The sequence below is a fragment of the Maritimimonas sp. 2210JD6-3 genome, assembly GCF_056591795.1.
In genome coordinates this window covers 59,420-80,338 of record NZ_JBWQOJ010000011.1, presented here as the reverse complement: position 1 = coordinate 80,338, position 20,919 = coordinate 59,420, and the positions used below count along the sequence as shown (strand labels likewise).

At 32.7% G+C, this 20,919-nt stretch carries 20 protein-coding genes; 14 read left to right on the top strand and 6 right to left on the bottom strand.

What is annotated here, in order from left to right:
• Window positions 1-33: 33 nt before the first annotated feature.
• The 4 genes from AC1EUY_RS07120 to AC1EUY_RS07105 all read right to left on the bottom strand — a co-directional run bounded on the left by AC1EUY_RS07120 (window position 34) and on the right by AC1EUY_RS07105 (window position 5,744).
• On the bottom strand, window positions 34-1,269 hold the full coding sequence (locus AC1EUY_RS07120) for a DUF6638 family protein (protein WP_480194821.1): 1,236 nt from the start codon (window positions 1,267-1,269) through the stop codon (window positions 34-36).
• A gap of 4 nt (window positions 1,270-1,273) precedes the next feature.
• Window positions 1,274-3,235, bottom strand: coding sequence for an AAA family ATPase (locus tag AC1EUY_RS07115; RefSeq protein ID WP_480194820.1), 1,962 nt, complete (start codon window positions 3,233-3,235; stop codon window positions 1,274-1,276).
• A 2-nt stretch (window positions 3,236-3,237) separates the two neighbouring features.
• Entirely contained in the window at window positions 3,238-4,287 is a 1,050-nt protein-coding gene (locus AC1EUY_RS07110) for a hypothetical protein (protein WP_480194819.1), read from the bottom strand.
• Window positions 4,288-4,403: 116 nt separating this feature from the next.
• Entirely contained in the window at window positions 4,404-5,744 is a 1,341-nt protein-coding gene (locus AC1EUY_RS07105; RefSeq protein ID WP_480194818.1) for a microtubule-binding protein, read from the bottom strand.
• A gap of 174 nt (window positions 5,745-5,918) precedes the next feature.
• Here AC1EUY_RS07105 and AC1EUY_RS07100 point away from each other — a divergent pair, with 174 nt between their 5' ends.
• The 7 genes from AC1EUY_RS07100 to AC1EUY_RS07070 are packed head-to-tail and all read left to right on the top strand — an operon-like array spanning window position 5,919 to window position 11,167.
• Window positions 5,919-7,562, top strand: coding sequence for an acyl-CoA carboxylase subunit beta (locus tag AC1EUY_RS07100; RefSeq protein WP_480194817.1), 1,644 nt, complete (start codon window positions 5,919-5,921; stop codon window positions 7,560-7,562).
• A 14-nt stretch (window positions 7,563-7,576) separates the two neighbouring features.
• Entirely contained in the window at window positions 7,577-8,218 is a 642-nt protein-coding gene (locus AC1EUY_RS07095; protein WP_480194816.1) for a hypothetical protein, read from the top strand.
• Window positions 8,219-8,233: 15 nt separating this feature from the next.
• Window positions 8,234-8,956 carry a YebC/PmpR family DNA-binding transcriptional regulator gene (locus AC1EUY_RS07090; RefSeq protein ID WP_480194815.1) on the top strand — a complete coding sequence of 241 codons (723 nt, stop codon included), beginning with the start codon at window positions 8,234-8,236 and terminating at the stop codon, window positions 8,954-8,956.
• Complete coding sequence (tsaE, locus tag AC1EUY_RS07085; RefSeq protein WP_480194814.1) at window positions 8,956-9,363, top strand: tRNA (adenosine(37)-N6)-threonylcarbamoyltransferase complex ATPase subunit type 1 TsaE; 408 nt, start codon at window positions 8,956-8,958, stop codon at window positions 9,361-9,363. Before AC1EUY_RS07090 ends, tsaE begins: the two co-directional genes overlap by 1 nt.
• Window positions 9,364-9,369: 6 nt before the next feature.
• Window positions 9,370-10,572, top strand: coding sequence for an alanine dehydrogenase (locus tag AC1EUY_RS07080; protein ID WP_480194813.1), 1,203 nt, complete (start codon window positions 9,370-9,372; stop codon window positions 10,570-10,572).
• The gene (locus AC1EUY_RS07075; protein ID WP_480194812.1) at window positions 10,572-10,949 is read left to right on the top strand and encodes a hypothetical protein; all 378 of its coding nucleotides are present in this window, start codon (window positions 10,572-10,574) and stop codon (window positions 10,947-10,949) included. Before AC1EUY_RS07080 ends, AC1EUY_RS07075 begins: the two co-directional genes overlap by 1 nt.
• Complete coding sequence (locus tag AC1EUY_RS07070; RefSeq protein ID WP_480194811.1) at window positions 10,949-11,167, top strand: RNA-binding S4 domain-containing protein; 219 nt, start codon at window positions 10,949-10,951, stop codon at window positions 11,165-11,167. The genes AC1EUY_RS07075 and AC1EUY_RS07070 overlap by 1 nt, the downstream gene beginning before the upstream one ends.
• Before the next feature lie 108 nt (window positions 11,168-11,275).
• Here AC1EUY_RS07070 and AC1EUY_RS07065 read toward each other — a convergent pair whose 3' ends face one another.
• Entirely contained in the window at window positions 11,276-11,695 is a 420-nt protein-coding gene (locus tag AC1EUY_RS07065; RefSeq protein WP_480194810.1) for a CBS domain-containing protein, read from the bottom strand.
• 113 nt (window positions 11,696-11,808) lie between these two features.
• Here AC1EUY_RS07065 and hemN point away from each other — a divergent pair, with 113 nt between their 5' ends.
• From hemN to AC1EUY_RS07045, 4 genes are all read left to right on the top strand, one after another.
• Window positions 11,809-13,173 (top strand): oxygen-independent coproporphyrinogen III oxidase, encoded by a 1,365-nt coding sequence (gene hemN / locus AC1EUY_RS07060; RefSeq protein WP_480194809.1) that lies wholly within the window; start codon window positions 11,809-11,811, stop codon window positions 13,171-13,173.
• Between the two features lie 7 nt (window positions 13,174-13,180).
• Entirely contained in the window at window positions 13,181-15,055 is a 1,875-nt protein-coding gene (locus tag AC1EUY_RS07055) for a CBS domain-containing protein (protein WP_480194808.1), read from the top strand.
• Between the two features lie 6 nt (window positions 15,056-15,061).
• On the top strand, window positions 15,062-16,234 hold the full coding sequence (locus AC1EUY_RS07050; RefSeq protein WP_480194807.1) for an aspartoacylase: 1,173 nt from the start codon (window positions 15,062-15,064) through the stop codon (window positions 16,232-16,234).
• 79 nt (window positions 16,235-16,313) lie between these two features.
• Window positions 16,314-17,150: a universal stress protein gene (locus tag AC1EUY_RS07045; protein ID WP_480194806.1), complete on the top strand. Its 837-nt coding sequence runs from the start codon at window positions 16,314-16,316 to the stop codon at window positions 17,148-17,150.
• Between the two features lie 117 nt (window positions 17,151-17,267).
• Here AC1EUY_RS07045 and AC1EUY_RS07040 read toward each other — a convergent pair whose 3' ends face one another.
• Window positions 17,268-17,699 (bottom strand): RrF2 family transcriptional regulator, encoded by a 432-nt coding sequence (locus AC1EUY_RS07040; RefSeq protein ID WP_480194805.1) that lies wholly within the window; start codon window positions 17,697-17,699, stop codon window positions 17,268-17,270.
• Window positions 17,700-17,802: 103 nt separating this feature from the next.
• On the opposite strand from AC1EUY_RS07040, the gene AC1EUY_RS07035 reads away from it, so the two are divergent.
• From AC1EUY_RS07035 to nosZ, 3 genes are read left to right on the top strand one after another with little or no spacing between them, the layout of a single operon-like run.
• Window positions 17,803-18,378 (top strand): fasciclin domain-containing protein, encoded by a 576-nt coding sequence (locus AC1EUY_RS07035; protein WP_480194804.1) that lies wholly within the window; start codon window positions 17,803-17,805, stop codon window positions 18,376-18,378.
• 24 nt (window positions 18,379-18,402) lie between these two features.
• Entirely contained in the window at window positions 18,403-18,918 is a 516-nt protein-coding gene (locus AC1EUY_RS07030) for a c-type cytochrome (protein WP_480194803.1), read from the top strand.
• A gap of 25 nt (window positions 18,919-18,943) precedes the next feature.
• Complete coding sequence (gene nosZ / locus AC1EUY_RS07025; protein ID WP_480194802.1) at window positions 18,944-20,908, top strand: Sec-dependent nitrous-oxide reductase; 1,965 nt, start codon at window positions 18,944-18,946, stop codon at window positions 20,906-20,908.
• Window positions 20,909-20,919: the final 11 nt, after the last annotated feature.

Genomic DNA, 20,919 nt, shown 5'->3' with positions numbered 1-20,919 from the left:
TTTTAATTAATTATTTTCAACATCAAGTTACTATTAAATATTTTGTTGAATAGTTTCAATTACCCAATCTTTTAAAGATTCATCCCAATCTTTAAATTGTTTATAAAATTCTTCTTTATCATACCAATATAGAAATAACACATCTTTTGCAGAAATATTAACCAGCAACTTCCAGATTAAATCCTGATGCTTAGGCAATAAAGAAGAATGCGGTGTATGCATTGCAAAAAAGATATCATTATCTATCATATCGGCAATCTTATATTCATTACTTACCTGTATCTTCTCAAGATAACGCTCTACACCCATCACTTTTTTTCTTGCATCAATATCAATTTTGTTTAGATAACTTTTAAATAAAGCATTATTTGATAGAATATCTCTAATTGGATGTTTTGTTTTATTTAGAAATTCTGAAAAAACATATTTTTTGATGCGTTCATATCTAGATGAGTTAGCATCTTGTTGTAAATCGTATTCAATAATTACATGCTCTCTCAGCTTTTTAATTAATTCGGGTTGCGAAACATGATAAATAAGCACATCATGAAAGGTATCTTTAATTGCTTCTTTATATGATTTTTTATTTTCAAAAACTACGATAGGTTTAATAAAATCTCTTAATACATAAATTCCTCCGAAGGCTCTTGTATAAAACGAATCAGATCTAAATTGAATAGGTTCTATTTTTAGATTTCTATTTCTAAGATCTCCATATGTTTTTGCCGAATGCAATAGCTGTTGATGCACATTTTCATCAATGAAATTATTATCTTCATTAAATACTTCAATTAATTGCTCTTGTTCTTTCTGAGCGTTTTCTAAATTATTGATTAGATGAAAGCTTATATTAATTTCATCATATTTTAAAATATCTAAGGGTTCATAAAATGCATCTATTTTTTGATCGAAATCTATACAAATAGCACTATCTTTAGTAATATTTGCGATTTGAGTACCATGCGTTTTAAAAATAAACTGCATCATATCTCTGTCAAAAGAATGAAAAGGTACATAGACCGGCCTACCCTTTTGAAGTGGTGTGATAATAATAGCATGTTGATTCGCCTCACCATGATTTAAGTACTGAGTGTCCTTTTTTTCTTCAGCTATTTCTGGGCTCCAACCTAAACCATCAATAGAAAAAGTTTTCAATTTGGTCTTAGAAAAACCTAATTGTTCTAAACATTGATTATAGCGTTCAACCAGCTTACCATTTACAGGTAAAAGTTCGCTTCTATATAAATTGGCTGCCTGTAACTTTTGCATTTTATTACTCGTTATTCTCAACCTGTTTTCTAGCTTCCAGATCAATATTTATTTGATTTATTCGCTTATCTACTTTCCGCTTAAAATCAGTATCTGCTATCGTAGCAACGTTATCTAAATACCTTACAACTTCTTGACGTCGAATGTCAGAAAAGTTTAACCCTTTCATATTTGCTTTCATTAATTCTTGCAACATATTGAATTTGGTTTGATAATCTTTTTTAAAATAATGATCGGGATTTTCAAACCAGTCTTTCTCGAGGTCAAAATCTGTTAATCTCAATGAGATGGCTGATTGAATATTTCGAACATCCCGCGATGAGAAAAAAGGAAAGATCTTTTGAATTTCTGTATATAAACTCGCATAAAAAGTATGATCATTATACGCATGTACTTTCGAAACTTTATCGAATACTTCATGTACGCGTTCTTCTGTAGGTACTTCTGCCAATTTCAAAATATCGCCCATATTTTTGGCTACTACTTGATCAGCTAAATAGTTATAGTTTTGTGGATCATCCATATTCACAAAGCTAGGCATCGTTTTTTCGAACTTTTTCCACCATATATAATCTTGATCTAAAAAGTCATTTTCTGTACGAGCTCCGTCTATTTTAAAACGTCCTTGTACACGAGAAATCACCGCTTTATCTAACATTTCAGGTAGATTTGTGAATAATCCGATAGCGCTATTTCCATAGTTCACGGCATACGCTCCTTCAGTATATCTTAAGAATACGCCTATCACTTCTTTCACACCTGCAGAAACTCCTTGCTCTGTGCGTTCCTGTAAATTGTTTTCTGCATCATCAATAGGTGCAAATATGAGCTTTGTTGGGTCTTGCAGCGGCTTCATCCATTCCACCATTTTTTCTGCAGAACCTCCTTGAAAAGTACTGATGAGCGTATCGGGCATAGGATGAAATAAAAATGGAATATCTAAGTTTTCACTATGTTCTTTTAACCGTGTAGCTATTGCCGCAATAAGCATACTTTTACCCGTACCTGGAATACCATACCCCATAAAAACTGGCATAAAGCCTCCTAATTCTTGAAACGGATTCTTCTTAGCATCAAAGTCATAGCTTAGCATACGTTCTGTTAAGCGACGTGCAAAGTGTTTTGCATCACGATTACCAACAATTTGTTCAAATTGTATCTTATTAAACTCGACACTTTTAGCCGTACCAGAAAACACATTGTCCCAACCAGAAACTGCAAAGTCTGAGTTTTCTAACTTATACGTTCTATCTACTATCGTCTCAGTATATTCTAAGCTACTTTTTCTCAGTTGAATTTCATCAATTAGTGCTTCAAAAAATACTACCGTAAAGTCTATTACATCTTTATCAGTTTTAATAATTTCTGGATGCGCTAAGTACTTATCATAATAAAATAAGCTACATGAAACTCCTTTTAAGGGAGATAGTAATGACACTTCAGGAATCCCAGCAAACTTTTGTTTCATAACACTCAGATCGTCTGAGGCATGCGGTTTAAGATCATGTAAGATCTTATATGCAGCAGCAAATAACATAAAAGCGGTAGCAGTAAGCATTTTGCTTTCGTATTCTCTTTTACCAGCACTATCTAAAGCGGATTTATTCTCGCTTAGGCTAGACAACCCCGAGGCATCATAATAACTATCTTTAATCCAAATACCCAATGTTAACCCTTCTTGAACAGCATACAAGGTTTGATTTAAGTGAATTGGAATTGCTACTGATTCTGGCAATAATCGTTTTTTTAACGCCAATATCGTTTTAGAAACCGAAGTTATGTTTACACTACTACCATTATTTGCACGTGATAGATACAGTAAAATTGATTCATCTTTTTTACTATTATCTTTATTCTTCGCACGTAGCCCTTGCTCCCACTGTACAGATTTTAAATATGAGGTTGCTTCGTCACGAAGCATATCAAGTTCATTCTGTTTTATAGGAAAGGTTGAGTTATGTTCCATTATTATTTTTTATCAATATTTAAATCTGCTACTTGAATTGGCGCTTTTGCCAACTTATTCATAAACTCTGGGGTTTTACTATAGAGTAATTGTATGATGCGATGGGGTGCAAATACAAAATTTTGTCGAACTATTTTATCCCAATTTTGAAAGGTTTGTTTACTAAAAAAATTCCCCTCTTTAAATTCACTTTTAGAATGTACTTCATCTATTTTAAACGAAATCGCATACGATTCTAATGGGATGTTTTTCTTAGCTATTCCTTCTAAAATAGCATGCGTGACTTCATTTTCGTCTTTCGCAAAAACATTGTGTATAGGCCCTAAATCGATACGTTTTACAAGTTTTGGCAATACTTTTGGCAACCTCTTATCTATAGCATATGCCATCATATCTAAAGCCAGCTCTCTATCGGCTACTATTTTTAATACCTTATAAATTTCTTCTCTATCATTCAATACATTCTTTCCATCGTAATTGAAATACATATAGCAAATAAAAGGTCTATTATGAGATACCTCATAAAAACTCCAACTCACTAAATATTTTGCCGGAGAACCTTTAGGAGCTTCAATGATTTTACCCTGTACAAAGCGATTAAAGATATATTCTTTTTTAGCTGAAGAGTAGTAAACGATAGAAGCCGCCTGAAAAAGTTTACGTTTAGCAATAGGCTCTTTTGTACGCAGTAATGTATTCAAAAACTCTTGTTTTAAAACATCAACTTTTGTCAATTTCTCTAGATAGCCTTCTCGCAATTCTAAATCATTAAATAGGTAACGAAACTCTAAATAATTTGGAAAACCAGAATCTGTTAAATCTATTTTCATATTTTCTTCTTCATCGTACATGTATTTTACACGCATCGCTTCAATAGAATATAACAAAAGATCACTATACTGCTTAAACAAAAGTACTTCTTGCTGATTACAAATTTGATTATGCTGTACCGCAACGATGAGCTCCTTAAGCGCAAAATCCATCATTTTATGATAGAAAACATACTGCTCTTTAGAGTCGAGTTCTGCAGAATCTAACGGTGTAACTATCATTCTTTAGGTCGCTATTTTTCTAATTTTCATTTCTTTTTACATGCTGAAGAAGTTCTTTTACAGAAGCAAAAGTCATGACTATTTTCAGCTAAAAAGATTACTCTTAATAAAGTGACTTAAGATAACAAATCATCATCATTTGATTCTGGCTTCTTATCACCTGAAGGCTCTCCTCCACCTGAAGGCTCATTTGGATCCGCTTTATAATATTCATCAAAAATCTCTTTCATATCAATACCATATCGATCTGCAAAATTTTTCTGAATTTCAGCATCTTTATTTCTAATTTCTTTTAAAGCTTCTGCATAGCTACCATATACACCCTGCATCACTTTTTCATGTACCGGAATATTATCCATCATTTCTTGACGTGCTTTTGCACTCGCAGTATGCATCGCAGCTAAGGTTTCGCCGATATGTTCATCAGTTTTCACACCTAAATGCTCTAAAATTGCAGCAAATTCTTGATCTGTTCTCGCCTTTAAAGCAACAACGTATCCATCATAGTATTTAAGACGCTCATCCGTGTCAGATTTTAACTTAGCTCTATGTGTTTGTAAATTACTACGCAAAGAAGTCAATACCTTTATGGTAAGATTGTGCTTATGCACAAAACTATCTTTAGAAGCCGCTAATGTGGTATATGCATTTTTAAGCCCTTCTAATTCTTCAACTTTTTGTTCTAACTGTGTCACTTTTGCTAAGGCATCAGAATACGCTGTAGATTGTTTGTCAGCCACTTCTTCTAACGCCTGACGTGCTTGTTTTAATAGGGCATATTGTTCTTCTAAATTCGCCTCAACTTCTTTCTTCTTTTGTAAAGCCTTTGTATGATTATTACTAGCTTCAACGATGGCCGTCTTAAGGCTCTCTTCTACCTCTTTTATTTCAAGCTCTCTATCTTTTAAGCGTTTAATTGCTGCCTGGCTTTTAAAAGAAAGTTCATTTAACAATGTTTGTACGTCTGCGGTTTCAATACGTTGTTGAAACATTGCTTTGGCTTTATTATCAGCCGCATCACGTTCTTTTTGTGCTTCCTTTAATTCTTCCTCAGCTTTTCTAATTTTACTTTTTCTACCCCATAGGTTATTCCACCAAGTATCGGGTTTATTATTAGCATCTTCTAATTCAACTTTAGAACGTTCGAGACGTCTAATAGCATCATCAATAACTTTCTGCTCCTCAGCATTTAAAGCAGAAAAACCTTCAAACATAATACCAACTTCATCTTGATAATCTGTAAGGTCTTTGATAGCATCTAACAAAGTCGTTCTATCTTTCTCTGCCATATCAACAACATTGTCTAATGTTGCGTTTAAGATTTTCTGGCGACTTTCAGGATCATCTTCTTGTGCTAGCTTAGACTTCATTTGGTCTATGGCTTTCCCCCAGTTAACATCGACTTTTTCTGTTTTTTCGTTTGAATTGGTTTCTAATAAGTCAAAATCATCAGACATATTGGTACGTTTTTATTTAGTTGAACAAAATTAGTTTAGTCAAGCAATTTCGTTAAAAAAATCAAATAATAAAACTGAATTGCTTTAAAATATACGTATGCTTTTCTATTGATTTGTTACACCTTATTCTTTTGCATTTTGTATTTTAGCCACGCTTGAAAACGCACTTAATCAATGGATATCAATTTTAATAAAAACGAAGATCACAACAAATTGTTAGTTTCAGACTTACGCAAACGTCTGACAAAAGTTAAGCTAGGTGGCGGACAAAAACGCATCGATAAGCATCATGAAAAAGGAAAAATGACCGCTCGTGAACGTATCGATTTTTTATTAGATAATAAAAAACCTTCTATTGAAATCGGTGCTTTTGCTGGTGAAGATATGTATAAAGAACACGGAGGTTGTCCTTCAGGTGGTGTTGTAGTTAAAATTGGATATATTCAAAATAAACAATGTATTGTCGTTGCTAATGATGCGACAGTAAAAGCTGGGGCTTGGTTTCCTATTACAGGTAAGAAGAACCTTCGTGCACAGGAAATCGCTATAGAAAACAGATTGCCTATCATTTATTTGGTTGATTCTGCAGGGGTCTATCTACCTATGCAAGATGAAATCTTTCCTGATAAAGAACATTTCGGGCGCATCTTTAGAAATAACGCTGTAATGAGTAGCATGGGAATTACTCAAATTGCTGCAGTAATGGGTAGTTGCGTAGCGGGTGGTGCTTATTTACCCATTATGAGTGATGAAGCCTTGATCGTTGATAAAACTGGAAGTATTTTTCTTGCTGGAAGCTATTTAGTAAAAGCGGCTATTGGTGAAACCATCGATAATGAAACCTTAGGTGGCGCTACTACGCATTGTGAAGTATCTGGAGTAACTGACTATAAAGCTAAAGATGATAAGGATGCATTGACAACCATTGAGAATATAATGGGTAAGATTGGTGATTTTGAAAAAGCAGGATATAACAGGATCGCATCTGCGAAGCCTAAAGAGAATGAAAAAGAAATCTATGGTATTCTACCAAAGGAACGTCATGACCAATATGATATGTATGAAATCATAAAACGACTAGTTGACAACTCTGAATTTGATGAATACAAAGCTGGTTATGGTCAGACTATTATTACTGCCTATGCTCGAATCGATGGTTGGGCTGTTGGTATTGTAGCAAATCAGCGTAAAATTGTAAAGACTACCAAAGCCAAAACTAAACCCAGTGAAATGCAATTTGGCGGGGTAATTTATTCAGATTCAGCTGATAAAGCCACACGTTTTATCGCCAATTGTAATCAGAAAAAAATTCCATTAGTGTTTTTACAAGATGTAACAGGGTTTATGGTAGGTAGTAAGTCTGAGCATGGTGGTATTATAAAAGATGGTGCTAAAATGGTAAATGCGGTAAGTAATTCTGTCGTGCCAAAATTTACGATTGTCATCGGAAATTCTTACGGTGCTGGAAATTATGCTATGTGCGGAAAAGCTTATGACCCGAGATTAATCGTTGCTTGGCCAAGTGCAGAATTAGCCGTGATGAGTGGAAAGTCTGCTGCGAAGGTGTTGTTACAAATTGAAACGGCTTCGCTAAAGAAAAAAGGAGAAACAATTACTAAAGAAAAAGAAGATGAATTATTTAATAAAATTAAATCACGTTACGATGCCCAAGTATCACCCTACTATGCTGCTGCTCGTATTTGGACCGATGCTGTAATTGATCCGCTCGATACAAGAACTTGGATTTCTATGGGTATTGAAGCAGCTAACCATGCTCCTATTGAAAAACCTTTTAATTTAGGAATTTTACAAGTTTGATATTACCAAATTATATGAAAAAATTATTATTTCTATTTATGTTTCTCATTGCTCTTGCAACATATGCACAAAAGCAAGAGGCAACCCTTTATTTTAAAGATGGAACAAAAATAACTGGTCTTGCTAAATTTACAAAATTTGGAGAAAAAATTAGGTTTAGAAAAAAGAAAGGTGACAAAAAAATAATTTACACTAGTAAAGATATAGAATATATAAAAATTAAAGAAAAGATAAATGTTCATCTATTTAACGCTAGGGGTGATATAAAACATTCTACTTACTACTATGTAAATATTAAAGATCAAGATTCTCCAAAATTATTAGAACTCATAGTAAAGGGAAATGTTACCTTATATAGAAGACTTAAAGAAGGTTATAACACTCCTATGTTTACAGGTGGAGGGGTAAACGGCTCTGGTATGATGATAGAAGGCGGTTCTTATTCAATAAGTGATTATTATGTGATAAAAGAAAATGAAGACATTGTTACCCATTTAGGAACTAAGGGTGGTTTATTTTCGAAAAATTTCAAAAAAGCTGCATCAGAATACTTTAAAGATTGTAAAAATTTGGTGGAAAAAATACTAAACAAAGAATTTAAGAAAAAGGATATTATAGAAGTAGTTGAGTTTTATAATAAAAATTGTAGTAAATAAATAATGTTTTAATAAATGGGAAGAGCATTTGAATTTAGAAAAGCGCGTAAAATGAAACGATGGTCAGCTATGGCCAAAACCTTTACACGTATTGGTAAAGATATTGTGATGGCGGTGAAAGAAGGCGGACCGAATCCCGATACAAATTCTAGACTGCGAGCTGTTATACAGAATGCCAAGGCAGCCAATATGCCTAAAGATAATGTTGAACGTGCCATAAAAAAAGCTTCTGATAAAGATACCGCTAATTATAAAGAAACCTTATTTGAAGGTTATGCACCGCATGGTATTGCCGTATTGGTTGAGACAGCTACAGATAATAATAATAGAACTGTGGCTAATGTACGTGCAGCATTTAATAAATGTGAAGGTAATTTAGGAACCTCTGGTTCTGTAGTATTTATGTTTGATCATACTTGTAACTTTACAGTAAAGAAAGAAGATATTTCTATTGATATGGAAGAATTAGAGCTTGAGCTTATTGATTTTGATGTAGAAGAAATATTTGATGATGAAGAAGGGATTATTGTATATGCTCCTTTTGAGCAATTTGGTGCCATACAATCATTTTTTGAAGAGAATAATATTGAAATACTTTCGTCTGGTTTTGAGCGCATACCTACCACAACAAAAAAATTATCTGAAGAAGAGCAGGCAGATGTAGAAAAGTTGCTTGAAAAATTAGAGGAAGATGATGACGTACAGAATGTGTATCATTCTATGGAAATACAATCGTAATGCAACTATCGTATTCTATTGATCAATTACCTAATGTTGTAAAGCAACTTATTGATACTGTTACATGCAAAACCCTTCTTTTTTATGGTGATATGGGCGTAGGCAAAACAACACTTATCAAAGAATTGGTAAAACAATTAGGGTCTGAAGATACAGTATCCTCTCCTACTTTTTCTTTGGTGAATGAATACCGTTCTCAACAAGGAGAACGTATATTTCATTTTGATTTCTATAGAATCGATCATGAAGAAGAGGCATTAGATATAGGCATTGAAGAGTATTTTTATATCGATCATTGGTGTCTTATAGAATGGCCAGAAAAGATTAAAAATTTATTACCTTTAGATGCTGTTGCCATTTCTTTAACTAAAAATGACGACGGAACTCGAACAATAGTGATCAAATAATCAACCATGAGTAAACAACAATTTTCACCTTTCAGTAAAGAAGAGCTACTCCCCAAACCAGAAACATTAGAAATAGAAAAACGAAAAGGTGAGTTGTTTATTGGTATTCCAAAAGAAACACATTTACAAGAAAAACGTATTTGCCTTACACCCGATGCTGTTGCAGCGTTAACAAACCATGGCCACCGAATCGTTTTAGAGTCTGGTGCTGGTGAAGGTGCAAATTATACCGATAACGAATACTCTGAGGCAGGTGCAAAAATATCATATAGTACAGAAGAAGTTTTTGGCTGTAACATTGTACTAAAAGTAGAACCACCTTCTTTAAAAGAAGTTGACATGATGCAGCCTCAGTCAGTTTTATTTTCTGCTTTACAACTCAAAACGCAAGACAAAAAATATTTTGAAAGTCTGGCAAAAAAGAGAATTACTGCCATCGCTTTTGATTTTATTACAGATGAGCACGGTGTGTACCCAGTAGTGAAATCGTTAAGTGAAATTGCAGGAATTTCTTCAGTACTCATCGCCGCTGAATTAATGAACAACACCAATAAAGGTAATGGATTGTTATTTGGCAATATTGGTGGTGTACCTCCATCAGATGTGGTGATATTAGGTGCAGGTACCGTTGGTGAATTTGCTGCGCGTTCTGCCATTGGATTAGGAGCTCGGGTAAAAGTATTTGATAATTCTATTACGAAACTAAGGCGCTTACAAGAGAGTTTACATCATCCTGTATATACTTCAACTGTTCAACCAAAAACTTTACAGAAGGCTATGATGCGCTGCGATGTAGCTATCGGAGCTGTACGTGGAAAAACGCGAACACCCATTTTAGTGAGTGAAGAAATGGTAGAAACCATGAAAGAAGGCTCTGTAATTGTAGATGTGAGTATTGATAGCGGTGGCTGTTTTGAAACCTCAGAAATTACCACACATGATAATCCAACCTATGTAAAACATGGCGTGATACATTATTGTGTACCAAACATTCCATCACGATACTCAAGAACGGCTTCATTATCTATTAGCAATATCTTTACCCCTTATTTATTAAGTATTGCAGAAGAAGGCGGCATTGAAAATGCTGCCCGTTTTGACAAAAGTCTCAGAAAAGGGATGTATTTTTACCACGGAATTCTAACCAACAGAGCAGTGGCAGATTGGTTTGGGTTACCATTTAGAGATATTAATCTACTTATCATTTAATGAATTTAAAGCGCCGCTTTACCTTTTTCGGATTCGGTTTTTTTATAGGAATCATTGCATTGATGTTTTTCTTAAACGGTAAAAATGCTGCTTGTAACTACTTTCCGAATGCTAGAATGTTAGAAATCTTAAGAAATAAAGATAGAACCTATACAGAAGAAGTTAAACAAATTATGCTTGAAAAAGAAATAGATTCTACAGAAATTGCCTTATTCTTAAGTCATGGAGATATCGATTTCTCGAAAAGCAAACCGCGACAAGAGCCTTGTCGTTATTACTGGATAGATGGGTTTCTAAAAGAAAAAGCGACAGCAATTTATGTAGAAAATTGTGATACGCTTATAACGATACAGAAAATTTATTTTGATCAACAGTAATGGAGAAAAAAACCTTTTGTTTAAAAGACGGACACGAATTTATTCAATTAAACAACTTACTACAAGTCTTTCAATTAGCTCAAACAGGTGGTCATGCCAAAATTCTGATTCAAAATAAAGAAGTAAAGGTTAATACTATTATTGAAACTCGTGTAAGAAAAAAACTAGTTAAAGGCGATGTCATTTTATTTGATAGTGTTGAAATCACGATTAAATAACAAAACATTTTCCTGATATTCTTTATATTTATAAAAATAATTACAAAAAACAGGAGGCAACTTTTACCTCCTGTTCAAACCAAAATCGACCAAATACTTAATCTAATTTTAAAACTGCTCTAGCAGATAATTAATTAAGTCTGTTGTTGTAACAATACCTACAAGCTCATTATTATCAACTACGGGTAGCGCATGAAACTCTTTTCTTGATAATATTTCGGCTACTTCTTTAATAGTTGTAGTAGAATTTACACTAACTAGATTTTTCGCCATCACCTGATCAATAGTAAACATATTGTAAACTACTGTATCGACCTCTTGTTCATCTTCATATACTGCATCAGCAAAACTAATTCTTAACAAATCTGTGAAACTTAACATTCCTTTTATTTCATTACCACTAACTACGGGTATATGCCTAATAGTATTTTCTTTAAATAATTTTTCTGCTGTAGCTAAATCGTCTGTGCTATTTAATGTTATAACATTACTTGTCATAATCTTTGAAACTGGAGTTCTTTTTTTCATAATCTTTAAATTTAATTATACCCTAAAAGTAAATTGATAATTAAAAACAAACTATGACAATTATCATAGTCTAATAACATACACAGAGCTATTTTTGATAAAAATAGTCTTAGATGAAAGCATCTTTAGTTAAAAAATATAATGTACCAGGACCGCGATATACAAGTTACCCCACTGTTCCTTTTTGGGATAAGAAAGGGATTACAATCAAAGATTGGAAAACAACATTACAAAACTCATATAAAGAAAGCAATAAAGAAAAAGGAGTAAGTATTTATATTCATTTACCATTTTGTGAAAGTTTGTGTACTTTTTGTGCGTGCCATAAGTATATTACAAAGCGTCATGAGGTAGAGACACCTTATATAGATTCCCTTTTAAAAGAATGGCAATTGTACCTAAATTTATTTGATACGAAACCCGTACTTCGCGAGCTGCATTTAGGCGGCGGAACTCCCACATTTTTCACAACAAAAAACCTTGAATTACTTATACAAGGTATTTTAAATTCAGTTGAGCTTCATAGAGATTATGAATTTAGTTTTGAAGGTCATCCAAATAATACAACTAAAGAACATTTATTAGTACTGTATAAATTAGGGTTTACTAGAGTAAGTTTTGGTGTTCAAGATTATAATGATAGCGTACAACGATCAATAAATAGAGTACAACCATTTGAAAATGTAAAACGAGTAACGCAGTATGCAAGAGATATTGGTTATACCTCGATAAGTCATGATTTAGTTTTTGGATTGCCATTTCAAACGGTGAGAAACATTATCGATACCATTAAAAAAACCAACGAATTGAAACCCGATAGAATTTCATTCTATAGCTACGCACATGTACCATGGATAAAAGGTGTGGGACAACGCGGGTTTAATGAAGAAGATATTCCTAAAGGAGATTTTAAAAGAAAGCTGTATGAAATAGGTAAACACATGCTCACGAATTTAGGATATATTGAAACTGGGATGGATCATTTTTCATTACGTACCGATTCGCTTTTTAAAGCTTATAAAGAGGCAAAAATGCATCGAAATTTTATGGGATATACAACCAACCCAACACAATTAATGATAGGATTAGGCATGTCTGCTATAAGTGATTCTTGGTACGGTTTTGCTCAAAATGAAAAAAACCTCAAAGCATATCAAAATAGAGTTAAAAAAGGAGAGTTACCTATTGTAAAAGGACACTCTTTGACTAAAGAAGACTTAATAATTCGAACACATATTCTAAATATTATGTGTCATTTTAAGACCTCATGGAAAGACAATAATTTAAAGTTTGAACAATTACCACATGTCTTAAATACATTAAAAGAATTAGAGAATGATCAATTAGTGTATATTCTCGAAAATGAATTAGTAGTATCTAAAGAGGCTCGAGCTTTTGTGCGAAATATATGTATGGCTTTTGATCTTAGATTAGTTAGAAACAAACCTAATACCCAACTATTTTCAATGACAATATAATTTTATCATGGGTTCAAAATCAGTTAAAGCAATAAAAACTAAAAAGCAACGCAAAGAGTTTACATATCAATTGCTAAATGATATAAAAGCATTAGAAATTATGATAGAAACTGATGCTTTTGAAAAAGGAACTCAACGAATTGGTGCAGAACAAGAATTGGTTATCGTAAATACAAATTATAGACCGTCTTTTAATGCATTAAAAATACTTGATAAAATTAACGATGAACACTTCACTACCGAACTTGGCTTATTCAATATTGAAGCAAATTTAGATCCCTTGGTGCTAAAAGACTCCTGTTTTTCTAAATTAGAAGCTGATTTAACCTTATTGATTAATAAAGCGCGAGAAGCAGCTCAAGAAATTGGTAATGATAAAATTATTCTAACAGGAATACTCCCAACTTTTAAAAGAAAGGATTTAGTTTTTGAGAATATGACACCATTTAAACGCTACAAAACGCTTAATGATGTTATGAAAAATATTAAAGGTGAAGATTTTAAATTAAGAATTCGTGGTGTAGATGAACTTATACTAAATCATAAATCTATTTTATTTGAAGCTTGTAACACGAGCTTTCAAGTACATCTACAGGTAGATTTAGATGAAATAATAGACAAATATAATTGGTCACAAGCCATTGCTGGGCCAGTACTATCATTAATGAGTAATTCTCCGTTATTACTAGGAAGAGAACTATGGAGCGAAACACGAATAGCGCTATTTCAGCAAAGTATTGATTTACGCAATACTGCTCATCTATTGCGCGAGCAAAAGCCCCGTGTTGCTTTTGGTAGTGATTGGGTTAGAAATTCTATATTAGAAGTATTTACCGATGATATTATTCGATATGCTCCCCTAGTGACTTCAGATTTTAAAACCAACTCCTTAACAGAGTTAAAAAATGGAATTAAGCCAAAACTAAAAGCTCTGAATCTACATAATGGTACACTTTACAAATGGAATAGAGTATGTTATGGTGTACATAATAACATTGCTCATTTGCGAATTGAAAATAGATATATTCCTTCTGGTCCCAGTATAAAAGACGAAATTGCTAATGCCTTATTTTGGGTTGGGCTTATGCAAGGTATGCCAGATGAGTATAAAAACATATACAATTTAATGCCTTTTAAAGATGCGCAAGGTAATTTTATTAAAGCAGCTAGAACGGGTATAGATACATATTTTAATTGGTTTGGTAAAGGGTATTCTGCAAAACAGCTTGCAAAAGAAGTATTACTACCCTTAGCAAGAGAAGGGCTCAAAAAATCTAATATTGTATTAGCTGATATTGATTATTATTTAACACTTATTGAAAAGCGCATCGATTTTAATATAACTGGAAGCAAGTGGATGGTTCGAAGTAGTAGAAGGCTTCAAGAGAATGTTTCAAGAGATGAATCTAATATATTATTGACGCATAACGTATATAAAAATCAAGTTGAAGGCTTACCTATTTATCAATGGAGATTAGCAACACAGGAAGTAAGAGAACAAATAAAATCAAATGATAAAGTATATAAAGTAATGACTACAGAAGTCTTTGTTGTAAATGAGCATGATTTGGTAGAGTTGGTTTACAAAATAATGGATTGGAAAAACATACATCATCTACCAGTGGTAAATACTCAAAATAAGCTTACCGGAATTATTTCAAAATCAACTATCAATAAGAAATATAAAGAGAATATTAATGACTTTACCGTCGCTAAAGACATTATGACTAAGTCTATAAAAGTAGGGCATCCTGAAATGACAATCGATGCAGTAAAGAATTTAATGATAAAAAATAACATAGGCTCATTACCAATTATAGAAGATAAAGAGTTAGTTGGTATGCTCACAAAAACTGATATTCAAAAAATAGATAGTGTATAGATTTTCATGACGAATACTACAATTCAATTTTACAACAAACCGATTTCTTTGCAACGTATTCTTTACAGTTATCATTTTAAAAAAAATGCTCCCACAGTTGTATTTTTTGGTGGTATTCATGGTAATGAACCTGCTGGGGTTTATGGTCTTATTAAAGTCAAAGAACATATTATAAATAAAAAAATAGCATTTCAAGGTAATGTTTATGCCATCGCTGGTAATTTAAATGCCCTCAAAAAAAATATTCGTTACGAAAAATCAGATCTAAATAGACTTTGGACACAAGCTAATATAACCAACTTAAAAGAACAAGTTAGTACTCATCCTGAAAAGAAAGAGCAATCAGAATTATATGAGGTACTAAAAACTATTCTAACGCAACATGACGGACCATTCTATTTTATTGATTTACACACAACTTCTGCTAAATCTATTCCATTTATCACGATAAGTGATTCTTTAAATAATAGAAAATTTACATCAAATTTTGACATTCCTGTGACATTAGGTATCGAAGAATATCTTGAAGGTCCTTTATTAACATTCATTAATGAATTTGGTCATGTGTCATTAGGGTTCGAAGCGGGACAACATGAAGACAAACGTTCCGTCGATAACTGTATTGCTTTTATCTGGAAGGTGCTTATTGCAAGTAATTGCATAGACAAAAGTCATATAAAAAAGATTCAAAAATTCACAAGTTCTCTTGAAGAATATGGCAACATTACTGGTTTTTATGAGGTGAGTTATAGATATCCCTTACAAGAGAATGATAATTTTATGATGAAAAATGGATTTGAAAATTTTGATTTTATACAACATAAAGAAGTACTTGCAATACATAACGGAAAAGAAATAAAATCCCATAAGAATGGGCAAATATTTATGCCACTATATCAAAAGCAAGGTAAAGATGGTTTTTTTATTATCAATAAGATTTCACATTTCTGGATCGTTATATCTCTTATAGTAAGAAAATTACGATTGTATTATTTTCTAAGAATATTACCTGGTGTAAAACAAGATATTTCAAATAGATACACATTAGTAGTTAACCCAAAAACGGCACAGTTTTTAACCATAGAAATTTTTCATCTTTTTGGCTATAGAAAGAAAATTTCAAAAAACAATAAATGCTATTTTATTCGTAGAGATCGAAAAATTACCAATTTAACCTAACTGATAAATATCATATTTTATTAGAAAAATGTTAACTAATTTTATGAAGTCTATATAAACAATTATAAAATTATCTACCATGAAGAAATTATTAGTTCCAACAGATTTCTCTCAACAGTCTGAATATGCTTTGCATGTTGCTGCTCAAATTGCTAAACAAACAAATGCAGAAATAATAGCTACACATATGTTAGGACTGCACGATACATCTTTAAATACTACACAAAATCGTTCGGCCGAGCAAGCATTGTTTGAACTACAGCTTACTCAAAAAAAATTTAAAGAATTTTTAAACAAGAGTTACTTAAAAGATATTTCAGTTCAAGATTCAGTTGAAAACCATACAGTATTTAGTGGTATAAATGATATCGCGAAAGTACATGAAGCTGATTTAATAATCATGGGGTCTCATGGAACTACTGGATTGTTACAAGATATTTTTGTAGGATCAAATACTGAAAAAGTAGTACGATCATCAGAAATACCAGTATTAGTGATCAAAAAAGAGCGAGAAAACTTTACTATGAAAGAAGTTGTTTTTGCTTGTGACTTCAAAACCGAAAACATTAATGCTTACAAAAAAGCAATGAAACTATTTAAAAAGTTCGAAGCAAATGTGCATTTGTTGTATGTAAACTTGCCTCAAGACTTTAGGAACACTGAAGAAATGAAAATCATGACGACTGAATTTTTAGCCCAAGCCGATGGGGACACGTCAGAAAATATTGATAAGGTAATTTACTACAATGACTACTCTGCCGAAGAAGGAATTTATAACTATTGCAAAAGTGTAAGTGCTGATCTTGTTGCAATACCAACGCATGGTCGTAAAGGGCTAGCTCATTTTTTTACTGGTAGTATTTCAGAAGATATTGCCAATCACTTAGATATACCTGTGATGACATTTAAAATATAACAATAAAAAAAATGTTTTACCAACAGACTTTTCAAAAAAATACAGAAAATGCCATTCATTATGCACTAAACTTATTTAAAGGCATCATTTTGGTAATACCATCTTATAGATTATAATTTATAAGCAAATATGTGTTTTACCTAGACGCAAATCTTCAATAAACTCTTCTATTGATTTATTGGTAAGTTCTTCAACTAATTCATTTCTCAACGGAGCAAGCCTATGGTGCATTGGGCAAGGATTCTCGTTGCTACAAATTGGCAAACCTAACATACAACTTTGAAATTTATCTAAGCCATCTATACAATCTACAATCGAAATTAATGAATTGCTCTTATTACTATCAGTTAAATAGAATCCTCCATTTCTTCCTTTTGTTGATGAAATAAGATTTTTTCTAGAAAGTTGTTGTAATGTTTTTGCCAAAAATGCTGCAGGAATCCCTATATCGTTTGCAATTTTATTTGGATTAAATTTCTTCTCTTCGTTAGAATTTAATGCTAAATATAACACTCCTCTTATAGCATATATACTTGATTTTGAAAACATATAACAAATATAAAAAGATAAAAATATCTTTTTATATGATAAATATCATATTTTTTATAAATATCTGACTTTAAATTTGCCTATAATTAAAAACAAAAGACTAATGAAATCAAATCTAACACTCTCAATTATACTTATGGTGTTAGTGTTGGTAGCTTGCAAAAAAGGTGAACAACCAGCACAAAACATCAGTAAACAAGACACTTCTGTTAAAGAAGAAAGTAAGGGGCAATCAGCGGTAGTAGATGAAGATTCTGCAGCCAACGCTCTTCAAGTTGCAAAATCTTTAGATGATTTTACCACCTTAGTAGCTGCTATTGAAGCTGCTGGCGTAGAAGATGCTGTTGTAAATGCAGGTCCTCTTACCGTATTTGCTCCTGTAAATGATGCCTTTGGCAAATTACCTGAAGGCACAGTTGAATCATTACTAAAACCAGAAAACAAATCGAAGCTTGCATTTATTCTAACAAATCATGTAGCTCCTGCAAATTTTCCTGATACACAGTTAGAAAAAGAAGCAAAAAAAGGAAGAAAACTATACATGGCATCTGGTAACTATTTAGAAGTTGAGAAAAAAGATGACGGGTTATATGTAGGTGGTACAAAAGTATTAAAAACAGTAAAAGTGAGTAATGGTTGGATACATGTTATTGGTGACGTATTGGTACCAGCTGAATAATAAATAACTATATAAACTAAAGTAATGACAAAAAAAGTATTTGGCTTTTTAGTATTATCATTAATACTATTGGCAAGTTGTGGTGGTGATAAATCTAAAAAAGATAGCCCAGTAAAAGTAACAGAACAGAAAGAGGAACCTACTAAGCAAAAGCCTAAAGTAGAAACGGCTTCTACTGAGATGAAAGCATCTGAAAAAGTAGATTTAAATAATAAAGGTATTGGTCCAGTTAAATCTCTAACACTAGATGCTGAAATAAACCAAGAAATGGCTACAAAAGGTGCAGAAGTGTTTAAAAAAATGTGCACCGCTTGCCATAGAGCAAATAAAAGATTTATTGGTCCATCACCTCAAAATATTTTAGAAAGACGCTCGCCTGAGTGGGTAATGAACATGATTTTAAATCCTGAAGAAATGGTTCAAAAAGACCCTCTAGCAAAAGAATTATTAGTAGAATTTAATGGCTCACCGATGGCTAATCAAAATTTAACTGAAGAGGAAGCAAGATTTGTTCTAGAATATTTTAGAACTTTAAAATAACCAAACGAAAAATTAATTATAAATAATGAAAACAATACTAAAATTAATGGTCTTTATCGCTACAACAACTTTAATTTTTAGTTGTGGCAATAATGGTAATTCAAACGGTAATAGCCAAGGTGCTTTATCTAGTAATGCAGCAGAAAAAGTATATGTAGCTCCAGGTGAGCATGATGAATTCTACGCTTTTATCTCTGGTGGGTTTAGTGGACAACTAGCCGTATATGGTTTACCATCTGGTAGACTATTTAAAGTGATTCCTGTATTCTCACAAGATGCTGAAAAAGCATGGGGTTATAATGAGGAAACGAAACCCATGTTAAATACATCTCATGGTTTTATTCCATGGGATGATGCGCATCATCCAGATATTTCACAGACAAATGGTGAATTAGATGGTAGATATGTATATATTAATGGTAACAATACACCTCGTATTGCAAAAATTGATCTTACAACTTTTGAGACTACTGAAATTATTGAAATACCAAACAGTGCAGGTAATCACAGTTCATCTTATGTAACAGAAAACACAGAATATGTTGTTGCTGGTACTCGTTTTGGTGTACCTGTGCCTCAAAAAGACATGTCTATTAAAGAATATAAAGGTAACTTTAAAGGAGCATTAACTTTCTTAAAAGTAGATCAAGAAGACGGTGGAATGGAAATAGCATTCCAAATCTTAATGCCTGGGTTTGATTATGACAAAGCACACCCTGGTAGAGGCGATTCTCATGGCTGGTTCTTCTTTACAACATACAATACAGAAGAATCTCATACATTGTTAGAAGTAAATGCTTCTCAAAACGATAAAGATTTTATAGCTGCTGTTAATTGGAAAAAAATTGAAGAATATGTGGCTAATGGTGGTGGTACAAAAATGCCAACAAATTATGCACATAATGTATATAATGATGAAACACATTCTGCAACTTCAACTATGAAAAAAGAGGTATTAACAGTTAATCCTACAGATGTACCTGGTGCAATTTATTTCTTACCTACACCTAAATCACCACATGGTTGTGATGTAAGCCCAACTGGTGAATATATTGTTGGTAGTGGTAAGTTGTCTGCAGATGTAACTGTACACTCTTATACAAAAATGATGAAAGCTATTGATGAAAAGAAATTTGATGGTGATGCTTACGGAATTCCTATTTTAAATTACGAAGACATTCTTGCAGGATCTGTTAAAAGTGGTGGTTTAGGTCCTCTACATACAGAGTTTGATGCTGACGGCAATGCTTATACTACATTCTTTATTTCTTCTGAAGTTGTAAAATGGAAGCTAGGCACTTGGGAGGTAATTGATAGAAAACCTTGTTACTATTCGGTTGGTCACTTAATGATACCAGGTGGTAATTCAAGAAAACCATTTGGTAAATATGTATTGGCAATGAATAAAATTACAAAAGACAGATACTTACCAACGGGTCCAGAAGTAACGCAATCTGCTCAGTTATATGATATTACTGGTGAAAAAATGGAGTTATTGTTAGACTTCCCTACTGTAGGTGAACCACACTATGCTGCTGGTATAGCTGCAGATATTGTAAAGAAAAATTCTAAAAAATTCTTTAAGCTAGAAGAAAATAAGCACCCTTATGCGGTAAAAAGTGAAAGTGAAACAAAAGTTACTAGAAATGGAAATGAAGTGCATGTGTATATGAGTACTATTAGAAGTCACTTTGCGCCTGATAATATTGAAGGGATTAAAGTGGGCGACAAAGTCTTCTTTCATGTAACGAATTTAGAACAAGATTATGACGTGCCACATGGTATAAGTATGATTGGTGCTAACACTTCAGAACTATTAATTATGCCAGGTCAAACAGAAACGTTTACCTGGGAACCAAAGCAAGTAGGTGTTTGGCCATTTTATTGTACAGACTTCTGCTCTGCTTTACACCAAGAAATGCAAGGTTATGTTAGGGTATCTCCAAAGAATTCTAACATAGAGTTGTCATGGTCATTAGATGATGAATAACTAAGCCTAGC

Coding starts and splice junctions, on each gene's coding strand:
- AC1EUY_RS07120 (WP_480194821.1), bottom strand. CDS start 1,269: ATGCAAAAGTTACAGGCAGCCAATTTATATAGAAGCGAACTTTTACCT.
- AC1EUY_RS07115 (WP_480194820.1), bottom strand. CDS start 3,235: ATGGAACATAACTCAACCTTTCCTATAAAACAGAATGAACTTGATATG.
- AC1EUY_RS07110 (WP_480194819.1), bottom strand. CDS start 4,287: ATGATAGTTACACCGTTAGATTCTGCAGAACTCGACTCTAAAGAGCAG.
- AC1EUY_RS07105 (WP_480194818.1), bottom strand. CDS start 5,744: ATGTCTGATGATTTTGACTTATTAGAAACCAATTCAAACGAAAAAACA.
- AC1EUY_RS07100 (WP_480194817.1), top strand. CDS start 5,919: ATGGATATCAATTTTAATAAAAACGAAGATCACAACAAATTGTTAGTT.
- AC1EUY_RS07095 (WP_480194816.1), top strand. CDS start 7,577: ATGAAAAAATTATTATTTCTATTTATGTTTCTCATTGCTCTTGCAACA.
- AC1EUY_RS07090 (WP_480194815.1), top strand. CDS start 8,234: ATGGGAAGAGCATTTGAATTTAGAAAAGCGCGTAAAATGAAACGATGG.
- tsaE (WP_480194814.1), top strand. CDS start 8,956: ATGCAACTATCGTATTCTATTGATCAATTACCTAATGTTGTAAAGCAA.
- AC1EUY_RS07080 (WP_480194813.1), top strand. CDS start 9,370: ATGAGTAAACAACAATTTTCACCTTTCAGTAAAGAAGAGCTACTCCCC.
- AC1EUY_RS07075 (WP_480194812.1), top strand. CDS start 10,572: ATGAATTTAAAGCGCCGCTTTACCTTTTTCGGATTCGGTTTTTTTATA.
- AC1EUY_RS07070 (WP_480194811.1), top strand. CDS start 10,949: ATGGAGAAAAAAACCTTTTGTTTAAAAGACGGACACGAATTTATTCAA.
- AC1EUY_RS07065 (WP_480194810.1), bottom strand. CDS start 11,695: ATGAAAAAAAGAACTCCAGTTTCAAAGATTATGACAAGTAATGTTATA.
- hemN (WP_480194809.1), top strand. CDS start 11,809: ATGAAAGCATCTTTAGTTAAAAAATATAATGTACCAGGACCGCGATAT.
- AC1EUY_RS07055 (WP_480194808.1), top strand. CDS start 13,181: ATGGGTTCAAAATCAGTTAAAGCAATAAAAACTAAAAAGCAACGCAAA.
- AC1EUY_RS07050 (WP_480194807.1), top strand. CDS start 15,062: ATGACGAATACTACAATTCAATTTTACAACAAACCGATTTCTTTGCAA.
- AC1EUY_RS07045 (WP_480194806.1), top strand. CDS start 16,314: ATGAAGAAATTATTAGTTCCAACAGATTTCTCTCAACAGTCTGAATAT.
- AC1EUY_RS07040 (WP_480194805.1), bottom strand. CDS start 17,699: ATGTTTTCAAAATCAAGTATATATGCTATAAGAGGAGTGTTATATTTA.
- AC1EUY_RS07035 (WP_480194804.1), top strand. CDS start 17,803: ATGAAATCAAATCTAACACTCTCAATTATACTTATGGTGTTAGTGTTG.
- AC1EUY_RS07030 (WP_480194803.1), top strand. CDS start 18,403: ATGACAAAAAAAGTATTTGGCTTTTTAGTATTATCATTAATACTATTG.
- nosZ (WP_480194802.1), top strand. CDS start 18,944: ATGAAAACAATACTAAAATTAATGGTCTTTATCGCTACAACAACTTTA.